Source organism: Microcella alkalica (assembly GCF_014137945.1).
In the GTDB taxonomy this organism is placed as follows: Bacteria; Actinomycetota; Actinomycetes; order Actinomycetales; family Microbacteriaceae; genus Microcella; species Microcella alkalica.
Genome location: NZ_JACGWX010000011.1, coordinates 1 through 19,132, shown reverse-complemented (window position 1 = coordinate 19,132; position 19,132 = coordinate 1). Strand labels below are relative to the sequence as shown.

The 19,132-nt window shown below is 71.2% G+C and carries 16 protein-coding genes; 6 read left to right on the top strand and 10 right to left on the bottom strand.

The features are described 5' to 3' along the window. Window positions 1-144: 144 nt before the first annotated feature. Window positions 145-2,064, top strand: a complete 1,920-nt coding sequence (locus tag FHX53_RS13120) for an ABC transporter ATP-binding protein (RefSeq protein WP_182491862.1) — start codon at window positions 145-147, stop codon at window positions 2,062-2,064. Then, entirely contained in the window at window positions 2,061-3,869 is a 1,809-nt protein-coding gene (locus FHX53_RS13115) for an ABC transporter ATP-binding protein (RefSeq protein WP_182491861.1), read from the top strand. Before FHX53_RS13120 ends, FHX53_RS13115 begins: the two co-directional genes overlap by 4 nt. 182 nt (window positions 3,870-4,051) lie before the next feature. Here the strand turns inward: FHX53_RS13115 and FHX53_RS13110 are convergent, their stop codons facing one another. The 3 genes from FHX53_RS13110 to FHX53_RS13100 form a co-directional block, all read right to left on the bottom strand. Beyond that, on the bottom strand, window positions 4,052-5,557 hold the full coding sequence (locus FHX53_RS13110) for an alpha-amylase (RefSeq protein ID WP_182491860.1): 1,506 nt from the start codon (window positions 5,555-5,557) through the stop codon (window positions 4,052-4,054). Between the two features lie 266 nt (window positions 5,558-5,823). Then, window positions 5,824-6,150, bottom strand: coding sequence for an MGMT family protein (locus FHX53_RS13105; RefSeq protein ID WP_182491859.1), 327 nt, complete (start codon window positions 6,148-6,150; stop codon window positions 5,824-5,826). Next, the gene (locus FHX53_RS13100; RefSeq protein WP_182491858.1) at window positions 6,150-6,602 is read right to left on the bottom strand and encodes a GNAT family N-acetyltransferase; all 453 of its coding nucleotides are present in this window, start codon (window positions 6,600-6,602) and stop codon (window positions 6,150-6,152) included. Before FHX53_RS13100 ends, FHX53_RS13105 begins: the two co-directional genes overlap by 1 nt. A gap of 174 nt (window positions 6,603-6,776) precedes the next feature. Here FHX53_RS13100 and FHX53_RS13095 point away from each other — a divergent pair, with 174 nt between their 5' ends. Beyond that, window positions 6,777-7,994, top strand: a complete 1,218-nt coding sequence (locus tag FHX53_RS13095; protein ID WP_182491857.1) for an NADP-dependent isocitrate dehydrogenase — start codon at window positions 6,777-6,779, stop codon at window positions 7,992-7,994. A gap of 99 nt (window positions 7,995-8,093) precedes the next feature. On the opposite strand, the gene FHX53_RS13090 is transcribed toward FHX53_RS13095, so the two are convergent. From FHX53_RS13090 to FHX53_RS13075, 4 genes are all read right to left on the bottom strand, one after another. Continuing rightward, entirely contained in the window at window positions 8,094-8,516 is a 423-nt protein-coding gene (locus FHX53_RS13090; RefSeq protein ID WP_182491856.1) for an Hsp20/alpha crystallin family protein, read from the bottom strand. Between the two features lie 187 nt (window positions 8,517-8,703). Continuing rightward, window positions 8,704-10,176, bottom strand: coding sequence for an FAD-dependent oxidoreductase (locus FHX53_RS13085; protein WP_182491855.1), 1,473 nt, complete (start codon window positions 10,174-10,176; stop codon window positions 8,704-8,706). Between the two features lie 8 nt (window positions 10,177-10,184). Further along, on the bottom strand, window positions 10,185-11,084 hold the full coding sequence (locus tag FHX53_RS13080; protein ID WP_182491854.1) for an FAD:protein FMN transferase: 900 nt from the start codon (window positions 11,082-11,084) through the stop codon (window positions 10,185-10,187). Continuing rightward, entirely contained in the window at window positions 11,068-11,520 is a 453-nt protein-coding gene (locus FHX53_RS13075) for a hypothetical protein (RefSeq protein WP_220476454.1), read from the bottom strand. The genes FHX53_RS13080 and FHX53_RS13075 overlap by 17 nt, the downstream gene beginning before the upstream one ends. Window positions 11,521-11,899: 379 nt before the next feature. Between FHX53_RS13075 and FHX53_RS13070 the strand changes: the two genes are divergently transcribed. Further along, the gene (locus FHX53_RS13070) at window positions 11,900-15,157 is read left to right on the top strand and encodes a S8 family serine peptidase (protein ID WP_343051031.1); all 3,258 of its coding nucleotides are present in this window, start codon (window positions 11,900-11,902) and stop codon (window positions 15,155-15,157) included. Between the two features lie 102 nt (window positions 15,158-15,259). Here the strand turns inward: FHX53_RS13070 and nagA are convergent, their stop codons facing one another. Genes nagA through FHX53_RS13745 form a run of 3 tightly spaced genes read right to left on the bottom strand, consistent with a single transcriptional unit; the run spans window position 15,260 to window position 17,505 of the window. Continuing rightward, entirely contained in the window at window positions 15,260-16,408 is a 1,149-nt protein-coding gene (gene nagA / locus FHX53_RS13065) for an N-acetylglucosamine-6-phosphate deacetylase (protein ID WP_182491852.1), read from the bottom strand. An 11-nt stretch (window positions 16,409-16,419) separates the two neighbouring features. Next, window positions 16,420-17,277, bottom strand: coding sequence for a formyltetrahydrofolate deformylase (purU, locus tag FHX53_RS13060; protein ID WP_182491851.1), 858 nt, complete (start codon window positions 17,275-17,277; stop codon window positions 16,420-16,422). Window positions 17,278-17,286: 9 nt separating this feature from the next. Next, window positions 17,287-17,505: a DUF2867 domain-containing protein gene (locus FHX53_RS13745; RefSeq protein WP_343051030.1), complete on the bottom strand. Its 219-nt coding sequence runs from the start codon at window positions 17,503-17,505 to the stop codon at window positions 17,287-17,289. Between the two features lie 306 nt (window positions 17,506-17,811). On the opposite strand from FHX53_RS13745, the gene FHX53_RS13050 reads away from it, so the two are divergent. Both FHX53_RS13050 and FHX53_RS13045 read left to right on the top strand, forming a co-directional pair. Beyond that, window positions 17,812-18,396, top strand: coding sequence for a TetR/AcrR family transcriptional regulator (locus FHX53_RS13050; RefSeq protein ID WP_182491850.1), 585 nt, complete (start codon window positions 17,812-17,814; stop codon window positions 18,394-18,396). Window positions 18,397-18,465: 69 nt separating this feature from the next. Continuing rightward, a partial coding sequence (locus FHX53_RS13045; RefSeq protein WP_182491849.1) for an MFS transporter occupies window positions 18,466-19,132 on the top strand: 667 nt, incomplete at its 3' end.

Sequence of the window (19,132 nt, the reverse complement as noted above, 5' to 3'; positions counted from 1 at the left end):
TCTAGGCTGAAAGGCTCTGCTGCGACGCGCCCGATCGCGGCCAGGCACCGCACCACCCGCCACCAGCATCCGCCACCTGACTGCGGCATCCCCCGCTTCGATGCGCGCCCCGACACGACCGGAGCGCGCCGCCAGAGGACCACCATGTCGACGACGCAGCACGACCGATCCCGCTTGAGCACGGCCAGGGCCATCGCCCGGCTGTACCCGTACGCGAAGCCGGCGATGCCGCGCATCTACCTCGGCATGGTCGCGGCCCTGCTCGCCGGCGTCGTCGCGCTCGCGATCCCGCTCGTGCTGCAGCACCTCGTCGACGGGCCGCTCTCCTCCGGCGTCGGCGACGCGATCGTGCCCGCCGTCATCATCGTGCTCGCGCTCGGCGTGCTCGAGGCCGTCATGATCGCACTGCGCCGCTGGTTCGTGCTCACGCCGGGCACCCACATCGAGGCGCGCATGCGCAACGGCCTCTACGCGAAGCTGCAGGACCTCCCCGTCGCCTTCCACGACCGCTGGCAGTCGGGCCAGCTGCTCTCGCGCGCCGTGAGCGACCTCAACCTCATCCGCCGGTGGATCTCGTTCGGCCTCGTGCTGCTCGTCGTCAACATCGTGACGATCGTCATCGGCTTCGGCCTGCTCGTGTACTTCAACATCTGGCTCGGCCTGCTCTTCCTCGCCTGCTCGGCGCCGCTGTGGGTCTACGGCTACCTGTTCGAGAAGAAGTACTCGGTCGTCGCGCGCCGCGCGCAGGATCAGCAGGGCGACCTCGCGACCGCCGTCGAGGAGAGCGTGCACGGCATCCGGGTGCTCAAGGCGTTCGGCCGCGGCAAGCACTCGCTGCTGAAGTTCGCCGATCAGGCCGAGCTGCTGCGCTCGACCGAGATCGAGAAGGCTCGCGCGATCGCCGGCATCTGGTTCTGGCTCATCCTCGTTCCCGACGTCGCCTTCGCGCTCAGCCTGCTCGGCGGCGTCGGGCTCGCGGCGGCGGGCGAGATCACGGTCGGCGAGCTGCTTGCCTTCTTCGCGGCGGCCACGGTCCTGCGGTTCCCAGTGGAGTCGATCGGGTTCCTGCTCGCCATGACGTTCGACACGCGCTCGGCGGCTGACCGGTTCTTCGAGGTCATGGACGAGGTGAACGCGATCACCGACCCCGCGCATCCGGTCACGATCGCCTCGCCCGAGGGGCGGCTCACCTTCGAGAACGTCGTATTCCGATACCAGGATGCCCCCATCGACCAGCCCGGAACCCTCGACGGCATCGACCTCACCCTCGAGCCCGGCGAGACCATGGCGCTCGTCGGCATCACCGGCAGCGGCAAGACGACGCTCACGGCGCTCGCGACGCGCCTGTACGACGTCACGAGCGGGCGAGTGCTGCTCGACGGCGTCGACATCCGCCAGCTCACGCGCGAAGAGCTGCGTCGGCACATCGCGATGGCGTTCGAGGACGCGACGCTGTTCTCGGCGAGCGTGCGCGACAACGTGCTGCTCGGTCGGCCCGAGCTCGCCGGCGACGACCCGACGACGCGGGCCGAAGCGGGCCGGGTTCTCACCGAGGCGCTCGAGATCGCTCAGGCCGACTTCGTGCACCGCCTGCCCGACGGCGTCGACACGATGGTCGGCGAGGAGGGGCTCAGCCTCTCCGGCGGCCAGCGGCAGCGCCTCGCGCTCGCTCGCGCCGTGGCCGCGCGCCCGGCGGTGCTCGTGCTCGACGACCCGCTCTCGGCGCTCGACGTCGACACCGAGGCGCTCGTCGAGGCGGCGCTGCGGCGCGTCCTCGCGACGACGACCGGCCTCATCGTCGCGCACCGTCCCTCGACCGTGCAGATGGCCGACCGCGTCGCGCTGCTGCAGGAGGGGCGCATCACCGACGTCGGCACGCACTCGGAGCTGCTCAAGCGCAACGAGCACTACCGCTACGTCATCTCGTCGCTCGAGGACGAGGAGCTCGCCCAGATCGAGCGCGAGGACCGCGAGCTCAAGCTCGCCGAGGAGGAGGGTCGGCGCCGCGAGGCCGTCGACCGCGAGTCGCGCGTCATCGAGCGCGACGGGGAGGTCAAGCGATGAGCGTCACCGGTGTCGAGGGCGAGGAGCGCGACGACTTCTCGAAGGCCGAGTCGCGGCAGATGCGCGCGCGCTCGCTGCGCCTCCTCGGGTCGCTCGTGCGGCCGGTCCGCGGTCGGGTCGTCGCGACCATGGCCGTGATCGTGCTGTCGACGGCGCTGCAGGTCGCCGGGCCGGCGCTCATCGCCTTCGGCATCGACCGCGGCCTCCCGGCGCTGCGCGATCAGGGCGACTGGATGCCCGTGTGGCTGTATGTGGGCGCGTACCTGCTGACCGGCGTGGCCGGCGCGAGCTTCATCGCCCTGTTCCAGGTGATGTCGGCGCGCTTGAGCCAGGCGATCCTCCTGGATCTGCGCAAGCGCGTGTTCCTCCACACGCAGCGGCTGTCGCTGGAGTTCCACGAGTCGTACACGTCGGGCCGCATCATCGCGCGCCAGACGAGCGACCTCGACTCGATCCGCGAGCTGCTGGACTCGGGGCTCACCCAGCTCGTCTCCGGCGCGCTCTACATGGGGTTCACGGCGGCGGCTCTCGTGCTGCTCGACCCGACCTCCGGGCTCGTGCTCGCGGTCGCGCTCATCCCGCTGCTCGTGCTCACGCGGTGGTTCCAGGTGCGATCGCAGAAGCTCTTCCGGCAGACGCGCGTGGCCTCCGCGCGCCTCATCGTGCAGTTCGTCGAGACGATGACGGGCATCCGCGCGGTCAAGGCGTTCCGCAAGGAGAAGCGCAACGAGGAGCACTTCGGCGAGCTCGTCGAGGACTACCGGCACGCGAACGCGCGCGTCATCCAGGTGTTCGGCATCTACGACCCGGGGCTCGTCCTCATCGGCAACATCACGGTAGCCGCGGTGCTGCTCGTCGCCGCGTTCCGCATCCTCCAGGGCGACCTGGAGATCGGGGCGCTCATCGCGATCCTGCTCTACACGCGCCGGTTCTTCGACCCGGCGGAGGAGATGGCGATGTTCTACAACTCGTACCAGTCGGCCGCGGCCGCGCTCGAGAAGATCTCGGGCGTGCTCGAGGAGGCCCCTTCGGTCGCCGACCCGACGACGCCGATCGACCTGTGGAAGGCGCGCGGAGCCGTGCGCTTCGACCAGGTGCGCTTCTCGTACAACGACGACTCGGTCGTGATTCCGCGGCTCGAGCTCACCATCCCGGCGGGGCAGACGATCGCGCTCGTCGGCACGACCGGCGCGGGCAAGTCGACGCTCGCGAAGCTCATCGCGCGCTTCTACGACCCCACGGAGGGGTCGGTGACGCTCGACGGCGTCGACCTGCGGAAGCTCCACCCCAAGGACCTCCGCCGCGCGATCGTCATGGTCACGCAGGAGGCCTACCTGTTCTCGGGCACCGTGGCCGACAACATCGCGCTCGGCAAACCGGAGGCGACGCGCGACGAGATCGTCGCGGCAGCGCGCGCGGTCGGAGCGCACGAGTTCATCGAGTCGCTGCCCGATGGGTACGACACCGACGTGAACAAGCGCGGCGGTCGTGTCTCGGCGGGGCAGCGGCAGCTGATCTCGTTCGCGCGCGCGTTCCTCGCCGACCCGGTCGTGCTGATCCTCGACGAGGCGACGGCGTCGCTCGACATCCCGAGCGAGCGACTCGTGCAGCTCGGTCTGCAGACGCTGCTCGCCGACCGGACCGCGGTCATCATCGCCCACCGGCTCTCGACCGTCGCGATCGCCGACCGCGTGCTCGTCATGGAGCACGGCGAGGTCATCGAGGACGGCACGCCGGCCGAGCTCATCGCGGGCTCGGGCAAGTTCGCGCAGCTGCACGCCGCCTGGCGCGAGTCGCTCGTCTGACGCGGGGCGCGGACCCGCGCGGCACGCAGTCCGCGGCACGCAGTCCGCGGTCGGACCGTGCCTTTCGGCGGATCCCGTGCGCCGAGGTGCACGGTGGACGCCGGAACGCACGTGCGCCGCGGCGCGGGCCGCGGCGCGGCTGCGGTGCGCGGGGTCCGGCTCCGCAGTGCCGGCGCCGCGTGCTAGCGCTCGACCGCGCCGACGTGCAGCGCGATCACGCCGAGCCCCGGCACTTCGGCCGTGAAGCGGCCATCGCCGTCGACCTCGATCACCGCGCCCGACACCGCGTCGGTGTACCGGCCGGGCACGAGCGACGTGCCGAAGGTCGCCGTCGCGCTCGTGGCGCCCGCGTTGAAGGCGACGAACCCGTAGGCGCCGCGGCCGAAGCCCGAGACGCTTCGCAGCTCGCGCGCCTCGAACTCGGTCGCATCGGTGAGCGGAGCGTCTCCGACCGCCGCGCGGAAGACGAGCAGGCCGCGGACGAGATCCCAGTTATGCGGGCACACCCACGTGCCGGGCTCGTAGCGGGGCTGCGGCCCGCGGGGGGCATCCGCGCACGAGGCGTCGACGACGCGACCCTCGCCGTCGGCGGGGGCCCCGGCATCCCGCCCCTCGAAGGCGTAGCCGGAGGTGAGCTGCGGCGTGCCGTACGGGTGGGCGAGCAGGAAGGCGGTCGCGAGCGCGTACGCCTCGCCGTCCTTGTAGGAGAGCGTCTCGCCGTTGCGCTCGGTGTCGTGGTTGTCGACGAACGAGATCGCCCGCTCACTCGGCAGCGTGCGGCCCTCGGGGCCGAAGCGCACGTCCGGGTTGAGGAATCGGCTCTCGACCATGCTCGTCAGGGTGCGCGCGTACGAGAACTCCCAGACGGGGCCAGCCTCGGCGTACTCCTCCGGCTGGATGGGCTCGCCCTGGCCGCGGATGACCTCCTGGTAGATCCGCGTGCCCTCGGGCAGGCCGTCGACGATCGCGGCGATGTCCTCCGGCGGCATGTGCTTGGCCGCGTCGATGCGGAAGCCCGCGACCCCGAGCGAGAGCAGGTCGTCGAGGTAGGCGCGCAGCCGCTCGCGCACGCCGTCGGTGCCGGTCGCGAGGTCGGCGAGGTTCACGAGCTCGCAGCGCTGCACCTCGTCGCGATCACGGTAGTCGATGATGTCGCCCGTCGGCGACTCGGTGCAGCGGTGGAAGTCCTCCGGCGCGAACAGCCCCGGGTAGCTGTAGTGGTCGTACTCGCTGCCCGCCCAGCCGACGCCAGGGTCGTCCTGCCCCGACATGTGGTTGATGACCGCGTCGGCGACGATGTCGACGCCCGCCTCGCCGCACGACTCGACCATCGCCGCGAACTGCTCGCGCGAGCCGAGCCGCGACTCGATGCGGTGCGACACGGGCTGGTAGGCGACCCACCACTGCGGGCCGACGACGTGCTCCTGCGGAGGGCTCGTGAGCACCCAGTCGAGGCCGATCTCGCCCAGGGTCGGGCATTCGGCGGCGATCGCATCCCACGTCCACTGGAACATGAGGATGCCCGCGTCGCGTCGGTCCGCCGGCTCCGGAAACGACGGGGCCGGGCTGCAGGCCGCGAGCCCGAGGGTCACGGCGGCGACGAGCCCGGCGAGGGCGGCCCGGAGGGCTCCGGCAGAGCCGGCGGAGAGTGCCCCCCGCAGGGCGCGGAGGGAACGGGTGCGGTGCATCGGGACACTCCTTCGTGCGGTCTGCAAGCGCTTGCATCGAGTGTAAGGGGCGCCGGTCGTCCCGTGCGAGCGACTCGGGCAGCGCGGGAGCCGCACGGTCGTCGCTGCCACCGACAGTCGATCGGGGCGCGCCGCGTCTGCGCCCTGCTCGGGGCGCGCCGTGCTGAGGTGTCGGTCCTGCAGACATGCGCCGAAGCATCGCGCGCGCCTGTTCGGCGAACGCTCGCGCGCCCTCCGGCGGCCGCTCGCGGGCCCCGCCGCGCGGCTCAGCTGAGGCGGTGCCGCGCCGCCTCGAGATCGATGCGGTACGCGTCGGGCTCGCCGCGCCGCCCCACCCAGCGCAGGGGAGTGCCCTCTGCCTCGTAGTGAGCGAGCGCGTCGGCCTCGTGCCCGGCGGGCGGGCGCCCATCGGCCCCGATGACGCGCCACCACGGCCCCGAGCCATCGGAGGTGGCGAGGATGCGCCCGACGGCGCGCGCGCCGAGCGAGCCGAGCTCGGCGGCGACACCGCCGTAGGTCATGACGCGGCCGGCGGGGATGTCGTCGACGATGACGTGCACGAACGCGGCGAAGTCGAGAGGCGACTCGCTCATCAGACGGGCAGCGACCCGATCTTCTCGCCGTACTCGGTCTCTCCGACCTCCTCGAAGCCGAGGCGGCGGAAGAATTCGCCCGGGCCCTCCTCGCCCGTCTCCCAGATGACCGAGACGGTCTCGAAGCCGCGCGATCGGGCCTCCTGGGCGAGCTCGCGGACGGCGAACCGGCCGACGCCGCGACCCTGCTTGGTCGCGTCGACGTTGATGCGCCAGATGCAGCTGCGGAACTCGGGGCGCTCGTGATCGGGGTCGAAGTTCCCGCGGATGAAGCCGACGACCTCGTCTCCGTCGAGCACGACGCGCGCCCACGTGGTCGTCGGGTTGAGATAGGCGTCAGCGGCCGAGTACGAGACCGGAGTGACGAACTGCTCCTGCCCGGGCCTGAGGGTGAGGCCGTTCGCAGCCACGATGGTCCTCGCCGACAGTTCTTCCAGTCTCAGATCGCCCATGACCCCAGGGTAGTCAGAACCCGAGCCGAGCATCCGACCGATTTATCTCGACGTCGAGAGAGATGGCCCGAGGCGATAGGATCGACCCGGGCCTCACCGTGCCCCCGATCGGCCGCCATCGCGGCCCCGGGCCGTCGACCACCTCGACGCCCGTGAACGTGCGAAAGGATCCCTGTGCAGAAGATCAAGGTCGAAGGCACCGTCGTCGAGCTCGACGGCGACGAGATGACCCGCATCATCTGGCAGTTCATCAAGGACCGCCTCATCCACCCCTACCTCGACGTCACGCTCGAGTACTACGACCTCGGCATCCAGCACCGCGACGAGACCGACGACCAGGTCACGATCGACGCGGCCCACGCCATCCAGAAGCACGGCGTCGGCGTCAAGTGCGCGACGATCACGCCCGACGAGGCGCGGGTCGAGGAGTTCGGCCTCAAGAAGATGTGGAAGAGCCCGAACGGCACGATCCGCAACATCCTCGGCGGCGTCATCTTCCGCGAGCCGATCATCATCTCGAACATCCCGCGCCTCGTCCCCGGCTGGAACAAGCCGATCATCATCGGCCGTCACGCCTTCGGCGACCAGTACCGCGCGACCGACTTCCTGTTCAAGGGCGAGGGCACTCTGACCGTTGAGTTCAGCCCGAAGGACGGCGGCGAGCCGCAGAAGTTCGAGGTCTACCAGTCGCCCGGCGACGGCATCGCGCAGGTGCAGTACAACCTCGACTCGTCGATCCGCGACTTCGCGCGCGCCTCGCTCAACTACGGCCTCGCGCGCAACTACCCCGTGTACCTCTCGACTAAGAACACGATCCTGAAGGCCTACGACGGCCGCTTCAAGGACATCTTCCAGGAGATCTACGACGCCGAGTTCAAGGACCAGTTCGAGGCCGCCGGCATCACCTACGAGCACCGCCTCATCGACGACATGGTCGCTTCGGCCATGAAGTGGGAGGGCGGCTACGTCTGGGCCTGCAAGAACTACGACGGCGACGTGCAGTCCGACACGGTCGCGCAGGGCTTCGGCTCGCTCGGCCTCATGACGAGCGTGCTGACGACCCCCGACGGAGCGATCGTGGAGGCAGAGGCGGCCCACGGCACCGTCACGCGCCACTACCGCCAGCACCAGCAGGGCAAGCCGACGTCGACGAACCCGATCGCCTCGATCTTCGCGTGGACGCGCGGACTCATGCACCGCGGCAAGCTCGACGGCAACGCCGAGCTCATCACCTTCGCCGAGACCCTCGAGGACGTCGTTATCACGACCGTCGAGAGCGGCAAGATGACGAAGGATCTCGCCCTGCTCGTGAGCCCCGACCAGGCGTGGATGACCACGGAGGACTTCCTCGAGGCCCTCGACGCGAACCTGAAGGAGCGCCTCGGCGCGTAGCCGACCGCAGAACCGACCGGATGCCCGTGGCCAGCGCCACGGGCATCCGTCGTGTTCCGCGCGGGCGCGCCGTCCCGCGTCGCGCGTCGATCGCGTCGGCTAGGCCGTGACCTCCGCGCGGTCCCTCGCGGTGGCGATGCTGATCTTGCGCGGCTTCGCCTTCTCGAGCACCGGCAGCATGACGCTGAGCACGCCGTTCTCGTAGTGAGCCGAGATCGCCTCGGTGTCGATGTCCTTGCCGAGCGTGATCTGACGCAGGTAGGCGCCCGCCGGTCGCTCCCGCGTGAGCCACTGCACTCCCTCGGTCGAGCGCGGAGTGCGCTCGGCGCGGATGGTCAGCAGCTGGCCGTCGACGTCGACGTCGACGCTGCCGGGGTCGACGCCGGGCAGGTCGGCGCTAAGCACGAAGTGCTCGCCGTCACGGTAGACGTCCATCGGCATGAGTCGCGGGCTCTCACGGCGGTCGAGCAGGGTGCCGGCCACGCGGTCGAGCTCGCGGAACGGGTCGAAGAACATGGTCATCCTCGTCTCCTTTGCGCGATTCCCGGAGGACCCGGGAGGTGTCTCGTGTGTTGAGTCGGGGCGACTCAACTACGAGTAATTTAGCACTCTCGATTGTCGAGTGCCAGAGTTTCGCGCACGGCGAATCAGCACCGTGTCCTGCTGCTCTCCGAAGCGGCGGTTGCTCCGCGCGCGCCCTCCGACCGGGCTAATACCCGGCGAAATAGTCGGTGCGCACGCGCTTCGCGCCCGCCGCGCGCAGCGCCGTCCGCCCGGCCGCCACGAGCCCGGGAGCGCCCGACACGTAGCCGCGTCTCCGCGCGATATCGGGCACGGCCTCGCGCAGCCCTTCGGCCGTGAGCTCCCCGCGCGTGAGCCTCACGACGCGCGCGCCCGAGTCCTCGATGACCTCCTCGTACAGGATCTCGTCCTCGCCCGAGGGGATCACCACGATCACGACGTCGCGCTCCTCGCCCCGGCGACGCAGCTCGTCGAGCTGACTCGCGAACGGGGTCACGCCGATGCCGCCGGCGACGAGCACGACGGGCTGCGCCGGGTCTCGGGGGAGGAGGAAGTCGCCGCTCACCTGCGTCGCGCGCACTAGGGACCCTGGCTCGAGGGCGGCGAGCGCGCGCTTGAACGAGGAGCCCTGCTCGGGCATGCGCAGACCGATCGCGATCTCGGGGGAGTCGCCGATCGCCGCCGACGGCGCCGAGGCGATCGAGAAGACGCGGCGCGTGCCGCGGATGTCGGCCGCGTGCGGCAGGTGCAGCTCGAGCCACTGGCCGGCGGCGTAGCGAACAGGGCGCGTGGGCGCGAAGCGGAACTCCGTCGCGGTCGGCGAGAGCGCGCGCTTTCCCGTGAGGCGCAGTGCGAAACCGGGCCGCCGCGAGACGGCGAACGCGACGACGTTGCCAAGCAGGAGCGCGAGCTCGGGCGAGGTGTAGATGAGCACCGGTCCGAGGGCGAACGAGAATGGGATGGAGAACGCGACGGCCACGACCGCGGCCGTGAGCCACTGCTGCCAGCGTCGCGGCGGCAGCGTGATGGGCTCGGAGAGCATGTACCCGGCGAGGAACACGACGGGGTAGACGACGAAGACGGAGAGGTACGCGTCGAGCGGTGTGGCGCCGGTGAGAACGAGGCGCGTGCCGATGATCGCCACCGTGAGCGCGACCAGCACGACGCCGATGTCGAGCCGACGCGTGCGATCGAGCAGCAGGAGGGCGCCGAGCGCGACGATCGGCAGCATCTCGGGTGTCGCGATCCACCAGATGCCCACAGTGAGCCCCAGCAGCCCGGCGACCCAGACGCCCGTCGCTGCGGGATTCAGGATGTGGCGCCCGCGCCAGACGAGCAGGTACTTCGACAGCGAGGCGATGACGCCGGCCGCCGCGGCGCCGACGAGATCGAGCGTCGCGACGGATGGTGGCACGAGGCACACGATGATGAGGGCGGTGATGACGCTCGACTCGCGATGCGGGACGACGCGCGCGGCCCTGGCGGCGATCTCGTTCGCGCCGAGCGTCGCGACACCCACGACGCCGAGCGTCGCGAGGAGTCCGATCGGGTCGGGGCCGATGATGTCGAGCGCACCGAGCAGGAGGCCCATCGCGAGCACGGCGGCGAGGGCGATCGTCGCCAGGCGGTACATGCTCGCGCGGCCGGTCACGGCATCCACGGTCGCTCTCATCGGAACAGCTCGCCCTCCCAGTTCGCGCTCGCCTCGAGGCGGCCGTCGCTGAACATCCTTGCCCACGAGAATGCGAACTCCGCCTCCAGGTCGCCCGGCTCGGCGAGGAAGAGCGCGGTCGCGAGCCCGTCGGCCTCGAGCGCCGTCGGCGCGATCGCCCACGTGCCGATGACGCCGCCGACGGGGAGCCCCGTCACGGCGTCGATGATGTGGTGCAGTCCGTCGCCCCACGCGCGTCGCTGGGGCGACGACGCGCACAGCGCCGCATCGCGCAGCTCGACGACGCCGACCGCCTTCGACGGGTTGGCGGGGTTCTCCAGGGCGATGCGGATGCTCGCCCCGCCCCGGTGGCGGATGTCGCCGCTGCCGTCGACGACGGTCTCCGTCGCGCCGCGCGCCGCGAGGAGGTCGCCGACGATGTCGACGAGGTGGCCCTTCCCGGCCGCGCCGACGTCGAGCAGCACGGGGCGCCGGGTCGTGAGCCGCAGCTCGCCCGCGTCGTCGGTCGTCAGGTCGAGGAGTTCCTCCCACTCCGGTGCGGGAATCGCGTCGCCGGCCGGCCGCAGCCGGTAGGCCGCGTCGTAGCCGAGCCGCTCGAGGGAGGCGCCGACGAGCGGGCTCACCCGCCCGCGGCTGAGCGCGTGCAGCCGCGCGTACAGCGCGAGGAGCGGCGCGGCGTCGTCCGGCAGCGCCCACGTGCCGCCGTCGCGAGCGGCGGCGATCCGGGACACGAGGGAGTCGGCGCGGAAGCGCGACCAGTCGCGGTCGAAGCGCTCGACGCGATCGGCGACAGCAACGCGGTCGCGATCGTCGAGCGGTCGGTCGGCGTCGATGCGCCAGGCGGTGCCGATCGCCTCGAAGAGCCAGGCGTCGCCAGCGCTAGCCGACGAGGGCATCCGCCTTTATCGTCTCGATGGCCTGCCGGAATCCGCCGCTCGTGAGCGATGAGCCGGCGACGCGGGTGACCTCGAGCGTGTCGATGTCCTTGCCGACGACCTCGGCGGCGATCCCGCCGGCGAACTCGTTCTGGAATCGCTGGGTCGTGGGGTTGTTGGCGTTGGTCGTGACGACGACGTCGGTCACGATGTCGCCCTCGAGCGTGAGCTCGACGATGATGCTCTCGCCGCCGTTGGGGCTCTGGTACTCGCCCGTCGCCGCATAGCCTCCGTCCTCGTAGGCCGCGGACGTGTCGGCGTCGGCGCCCGTGGCGGGCTCCGTGGGTGCGGGAGCCCCGGATACGTCGCCCGCGGCGCAACCGCTCAGCGTGCCCAACAGGGTCACGGCGGCGGTCGCGCAGAGCGGGGCTGCGAGGAGGCGGGACGAGCGAGTCATGGGGTCTCCGGGCGACGGTGGTCGAGGGCGGGCGGGGCGGCGGACCGTGGCTGGTCGCCGGGTGACCAGGATCCAGCATCCCGGCGCTTGATGGGTATTCGCTGTGGTCGGTCGGGACGATTGCTCGACGCGGGGTGAACGCGCGCCGCGCGAGTGCGAGGAGAACTTGACACGACTGCAATAGAAAAGGTTGTCCACCCCCCTTTGCGGGCCATATGGTGAGCCAATCCACGGTTGCAGTACACCTGTTTCTGCAGCGCCCCCCTCCACACGAAGGATGCACAACGCTGTGACACCAAGGGCACGCCGTACCCCGGCACTCCACCCCATCCGTTCATTCCTCTCTCTCGCAATCGGTTCCGCGCTCGTCGCTGTGGGCGTGCTCGCGGCGCCGCTGACGTCGTCCGCGGCGCCGCTCGACACCGCGGCGATGGTCGCCCCGTTCGAGGACGGGCGCTACGTCGTCCTCCTCGCGGAGGACGCCGTCGCCACCTACGAAGGCGGCGTCTCGGGACTCGAGCGCACCGCTCCGAAGAAGGGCGAGCAGCTCAACTCCAAGGGGTCGGCCGTCGCCGAGTACCGCCAGTACCTCAGGCAGCAGCAGAAGGAGGTGGCCGCGACCGTCGACGCCGATGTCGACGTCTCGTACACCACCACCGTCAACGCCTTCACGGTCGAGCTCACGGCCGTGCAGGCCGCGAAGCTCGCCGCGCAGCGCGATGTCGTGGCGATGGCGCCCGACGAGCTCCTCAAGATCACCTCCGTCCCCGGCACCGAGTTCCTCGGTCTCGAGAGTCCTGGCGGCGTGTGGGAGCAGGTCGGCGGCGCCGAGAGCGCGGGCGCGGGCATCGTCATCGGCGTGCTCGACACCGGTATCGCGCCCGAGAACCCGTCCTTCGCAGGCGAGCCGCTCGGCACGACGGCGGGCGACGCGCCCTACCGCGACGGCGACTCGATCGTGTTCGCCAAGGCCGACGGCCAGACCTTCACCGGCATCTGCGAGACGGGCGCCCAGTTCACGGCCGGCGACTGCTCGACGAAGCTCATCGGAGCGCGCTACTTCGTCGACGGCTTCGGAGCCGAGAACATCGGCGACGCCTCGACCGGGCCGGGCGAGTTCCTCTCGCCGCGCGACGGCGACGGCCACGGCTCGCACACCGCGGGGACCGCGGCGGGCAACCACCTCGTCGACGCGAGCGTCAAGGGCATCGACTTCGGCACCATCTCGGGCGTCGCTCCCGGCGCCAAGATCGCGTCGTACAAGGTCTGCTGGAACGGCAAGGACCCGACCACATCGGCCGACGACGGATGCGCGACGAGCGACCTGCTCGCCGGCATCGACGCGGCGACCGCTGACGGCGTCGACGTGATCAACTACTCGATCGGCGGCGGCGGCGCCGACTCGACGGTGTCGATCATCGACCAGGCCTTCCTCGGGGCGGCCGCCGCGGGCGTCTTCGTCTCGGCCTCGGCAGGCAATTCCGGCCCCGGCGCCTCGACGCTCGACAACGCGAGCCCCTGGATCACCACGGTTGCCGCGAGCACCATCCCCTCGTTCGAGGCGACGGCGACGCTCGGTGACGGGAAGGCCTTCGCCGGCGCGTCGATCACCGTCGACATGGCCGCGGGGGCGGAGCCGACGACGGGAGCGCTCGTTCTCTCGGACGTGCTCGGCTCCGCGAGCGCCACGGCAGCCGATGTGAGGCTGTGCGCGCCGAACTCGCTCGACGCGAGCAAGGTCGCCGCAGGGACGGTCATAGTCTGCGATCGCGGCGTCTACGACCGCGTCGCCAAGTCCGCTGAGGTGGCCCGCGTGGGCGGCATCGGCATGATTCTCGTCAACGCCACGCCCGGCTCGGTCGACGCGGATGCGCACTCGGTGCCGACCATCCACCTCAACAGTCAGTACCGCGACGCAGTTCGCGCGTACGCCGCGACCGAGGCAGCGACCGTCAGCATGGCGTTCGGCAACTCGACCGACGTCGTGACGGCCGTTCCGCAGGTCGCCGGCTTCTCGTCGCGCGGACCGGTCATGGCCGACGGCAGCGACATCATCAAGCCCGACATCTCGGCGCCCGGCGTCGGCATTCTCGCCGCGACGTCGAATCGCGCTGGCGAGACGCCGACGTTCAACTTCCTCAGCGGCACCTCGATGTCGGCTCCGCACATCGCCGGCCTCGCGCTGCTGTACCTGGGAGAGCGTCCGAACGCGACGCCCGCCGAGGTGAAGTCGGCGATCATGACGACCGCCTACGACACCAAGAAGGTCGACGGCTCCGCGCTCACCGATCCCTTCACGCAGGGCGCGGGACACGCCGACCCAACGCGGTTCTTCGAGCCGGGTCTGCTCTACCTGAACGGTCTCGCCGACTGGTACAGCTACATCGAGGGCGTCGGCTTCGAGCTCGGCGACACCGTCGACCCGATCGACCCGAGCGACCTCAACCTCGCGTCCATCGCCGTCGGCGAGATGACCGCGCCGGAGACCGTCACCCGCACGGTGACGGCCACGCAGGCCGGCACCTTCACCGCCTCGGTGCAGGGCATGGCGGGCATGGACGTCTCGGTGGAGCCCTCGACGCTGAGCTTCGCGGCGGTAGGAGAGTCGGCGACCTTCACTGTCACCTTCACGCGCACGACGGCTCCTCTCGACGCCTACTCCTCCGGGTCGCTGACCTGGACCTCGGGTGAGACCACGGTGCGGTCGCCGCTCGCGGCCAAGCCGGTCACGATCATCGCCGCTGCCGAGGTCGCCGGCGAGGGAATCGCCGGGTCGGTCGACGTGAGCGTCACGCCGGGCGGCACGGGCGACATCGCGCTCAGCACGACGGGCCTCTCGCGCGGCCAGCTCCTCGCCGATCCGAACGACCCCGGGTCGGCGAACTCCGGCTCGGGCGTGACCGGCGACGCTGTCGAGTACCTCGTCGAGGTGCCCGCGGTAACGGCGCTCGCGCGCTTCGACCTCGACTCCCTCGACGACACGGCCGACCTCGACCTCTACGTGTACCTGCTCGACGATGCCGGTCAGCCAATCGCGCTGTGGTTCTCGGCGACGGGCGCGGCGGACGAGCGCGTCGACCTGCCGAACCCCGAGGCCGGTCAGTACCTCGTGCTCGCGGACGTCTACTCGGCGCCCGGCACGGTCAGCTGGGATCTCACGATCACCTCGGCTGTCGACGGGGGCGCCGAGCTCGCGCTCGACCCGGCCGTCATCGCCGGCCAGCAGGGGGTGGAGTCGACGTACACAGCGTCGTGGAGCGGCCTCGAGGCCGAGTCGACCTACATCGGCCTCGTGAGCTACGGCGACACGGGAGCGAGGACGGTCGTCACGGTCGAGTCGGGAGCGGCGCCGCTCGAGGCGGTCCAGGCTCCGGTCATCGAGGGCGCCTCGACGGCGAACTCGACGGTCACGGCGACTGCAGGGACGTGGAACCAGGAGGGCGTCGAGCTCAGTTACCAGTGGTTCCTCGACGGCGAGCCCATCAGGAAGGCCGCGTCGGAGAGTCTGCGACTCAAGCAGTCGTGGGTCGGCTCGGAGCTGACGGTCGTCGTCACAGCGACGAACGCCGACGGTGAGACCGCGAGCGCCGAGAGTGCGCCCGTGACCGTGCAGCCGAAGGGCAAGACGAAGCTCTAGCCCTTCGGCTGCACTGCCACGACGGCCCGGGTCCTGTTCAGGAGGCCCGGGTCGTCGTCACGCGCGGAGCCGCGCGGGGATCGTGAGCGGGGCGCCGTGCCGTCAGGCGTCGAGCGGCACGGGCTCGCCCGCGGCCCACACCCGCTCGACTCGGAGGTCGGCGTCGAGCGCCACGAGGTCGGCCGCGAAGCCCGCGGCGAGCATCCCCCACTCGCGCTGACGGCCGAGCACTCGCGCGGGCGTCGTCGTCAGGGCCTCGACCGCCGCGACCTCGCCGATGCCGGCCGAGATCGCCGTGCGCAGCGCGACATCCTGAGTCAGGGTCGACCCGGCGATCGTCGACGTGCCGTTGAGCAGCGCGATGCCGCCCTGCACGGTCACGTTGAGGCTGCCGAGCCGGTAGAAGCCGTCGGCGCTCCCCGCCGCCGCCATCGCGTCGGTCACGAGCGCGATGCGCCCGGGCGCCGAGCGGAAGGCGATGCGGGCGACCGAGGGGTGCACGTGCACGCCGTCGAGCACGAGCTCGAGCACCACGCGGTCGTCGTCGATGGCGGCGGCGACGGGGCCGGGGGCGCGGTGATGGATGCCCGGCATCGCGTTGAACGCGTGCGTCAGCAGTCGCGCTCCGGCGTCGAACGCCGCGCGCGCCGTGGTCTCGTCCGCCTCGGTGTGACCCACTCCGACGACGACGCCGGCACCGGAGAGGCGGCGGATCGCCTCCATCGCCCCTGGCAGCTCGGGCGCGATCGTCGCCTGGACGAGAGCTCCGGCGGCGGCCGAGAGGAGGATCTCGACAACGTCCTCCTCGGGGGCGAGCAGGTGCTCCGCGGCGTGCGCTCCCCGTCGCGCAGGAGCGAGGAACGGGCCCTCGAGGTGCGCGCCGACGATCGTCGGGTCGGTGGCCGCGAGGCGGGCGATGAGGCGAAGGCTCCCGACGAGCGACTCGATCGGGTTCGCGACGAGCGAGATGACCGAGCGCGTCGTCCCGTGCCGGCGATGCACCGCGAGCGCCGAGGCGATGCCCTGCGCTCCCTCATCGAAGCCGGCGCCGGCGCCCCCGTGCCCGTGCAGGTCGATGAACCCGGGGGTCAGGGTGCCGCCGGGGAGCGCGATCACCGTCGCGGCGGCAGGCAGGGCATCCCGCCCCTCGATGCCGGTCGCGGCGATCGCCGGACCGTCGAGGAGCACCCAGCCGGCTCGCCGGCCGCTCGCGTCGAGGAGGTCGCAGCCGTGAACGAGCGTCGTGGCCACGAGCGCCTCCTCTACTTGAAGATGATGGTGCGGCGTCCATCGAGCAGCACGCGATCCTCGGCGAACCACGTGACGGCTTGGCTGAGAGTCCGGCTCTCCTCGTCCTGACCGATCGCCACGAGCTCGGAGGGGCTGCGCGAGTGGTCGACGCGCACGACGTTCTGCTCGATGATCGGGCCCTCGTCGAGGTCGCTCGTGACGAAGTGAGCCGTCGCACCGATGAGCTTCACGCCGCGTGCGTGCGCCTGCTTGTAGGGGTTCGCGCCCTTGAACCCGGGCAGGAACGAGTGGTGGATGTTGATGATGCGGCCGGCGAGGCGCGCGCACAGCTCGGGGGAGAGTATCTGCATGTACCGCGCGAGCACGACGAGCTCGATGTCGTGCTGCTCGACGACATCGAGGATGCGCGCCTCGAAGGCCGCCTTCTCCTCCGGCGTCGTGACGGGCCGCGACTCGAACGGCACGCCGTAGAAGCTCGCGAGCTCGCCGAGCTCGGGGTGGTTGCCGATGACGAGCGGGATCTCTGCCGGCAGCTGCCCGGCGCGCTGGCGGAAGAGCAGGTCGTTGAGGCAGTGGGCGGCCTTGGAGACGAGCACGAGCGTGCGCAGCGGCCGACCGACGCGGTCGATGCGGCAATCCATGCCGTAGTGCTCGACGACGGGAGCGAGGGCGGCGGCGACGCGGTCGTGATCGGCGAGGGTCTCGGTCTGCAGCCGCAGGAAGAACCGGCCGGACTCGTGGCTCGAGAACTGCTGGAGCTCGGTGATGTTCCCCTCGGCCTCGACGATGGCGCCCGTGACGGCGTGCACGATGCCGGGCTGGTCGTCGCAGACGAGGGTGACGATCCAGTGGTGGGGGGTGTCTGTCACCCACTCACCCTATTCGGCGGCGAGTCTCCGGCAGGCGCGCGCGAGCATCGCGTCGACAACGAGGGGATGCGCGAGGCGCACCGGTGCGAAGTACACCCGACCCCGCCAGCCCTTCAGACGCACGGCCGTGACGACGCGCACGAGCCGAGCCCGCGCATCCACCCCCACGCCCACGCGGAAGCCGAGGTGGCGATCCTCGATGCTGAGTAGCGCCTCATCGCCGGGCACGGCACGGACAGTGAAGACATCGCGATCCCCGCGCGGCACTCCGGTGAGGGGGGCGAGGAGCTCGCGCGCGAGGAAGGCCCCCTTTCACCCACAGCGGCCTGCTCGCGGCGTCGAAGATCGCCTCCGCCCACATGCGCGGATCCGTCAGCGCCCCCTGCGGCAGGGCGACGATCGACAGGTCGGCGTAGTCGGGGGCCGGGATGTCGGTGAACACCGCCGATCGGAAGATCGGCTCTCCTGCGGAGATCTGCACGTCGCGCCCTTCCGTACGGTGCCGCATGTGAGCCATACGGTAGCGTACGGAACATGGCGAGAGCAACCACGGCATCGGCGCAGGCCTGGACCGACGCCGCATACGCCCGCTTCCAGAGCGGCGGGCTGCGCGCCGTGCGCGTGGAAGTCGTCGGGAGAGATCTCGGTGCCACCAAAGGGTCCTTCTACTGGCACTTCGGAAACCGGCAGGACCTCGTGGCCGCCGTCATGCGGAGGTGGGAGGCGGAGCAGACCGATGCCGTCATCCGAGCCGCCGATGCCGGGGGGGATGCGCGGGGCCGACTGTCCGCGCTCTTCGCCGCCGTCGCGGCCTCCGCCCCCCACCGGGGCGGCGAGGCCAGGCTGTACGTCGAGGCGTCGGAGGAAGGCGTCGGCGATGCGGTGCTGCGCGTCTCCCGCCGCCGCATCGACGACCTCTCGGAGCTTCTCGTTCAGGTGGGCTTCGACGAGTCAGAGGCAGCCCGTCGCGCGACGATCGCGCTCGCTGCGGTCATCGGCCTCCAGCAGCTCGCCGTCGCCGAGGACTCGTCGCCGGGGGAGTTCGGTGGTGCGGCGCTCACCGCCACCGCGCTCGCCATGACGGTGTCGCGCGACGAGCCGACGAGCCGACTAGCGTAGACACGGAGCCTCGACTCGAGGCTCCCCGTTCTTGTCGGCCCGTCACGCCGACCGCGAAAGCCGTGCTCTATGACCGCCCCGCACCCCGATCGCCCGTTCCCGTGGATCGGCCTGCTGACGCTCGCCGTCGCGATCTTCGTCCTGGTCACGAGCGAGTTCCTGCCGACGGGCCTCCTGCCCGACATGGCCCGCGACCTCGAAGTCAGCCAGTCTCAGATCGGCCTGCTCGTGACGATCTTCGCCGCGACCGTCGCGCTCACGACCGCCCCGCTCGCCGCGCTCACGCACCGCTACTCGCGCAAGTGGCTGCTGATCGGCGTCCTCGGGGTGTTCGCTCTCGCCAACGTGCTCGCCGCGATCGCGCCGAGCTACGAGCTGCTGGTGGGCGCGCGCGTGCTGGGCGGGCTCGCGCACGGCCTGTTCTGGGCGATCGCGGGCGCGTACGCCGGCCACCTCGTGCCGCGCCACCAGATCGCCCGCGCGGTCGCCGTGACGAGCGCCGGCGGCACGACGGCGTTCGTGCTCGGCGTCCCGGTGGGCACCGCGATCGGGCAGGCGCTCGGCTGGCGCTCGGCGTTCGGCATCATCGCCGCCTCGGTCGTGCTGCTGGCGTTCCTCGTGCTTCGCTTCCTGCCGGCCGTCGACCACCGCGTGAGCCTCGCGACCGGGGAGATCCCCGTTCCCGCTCGCCGCGACCCGACCTTCCCCGGCGTGCTGCTCGTGTGCCTGCTCGTGA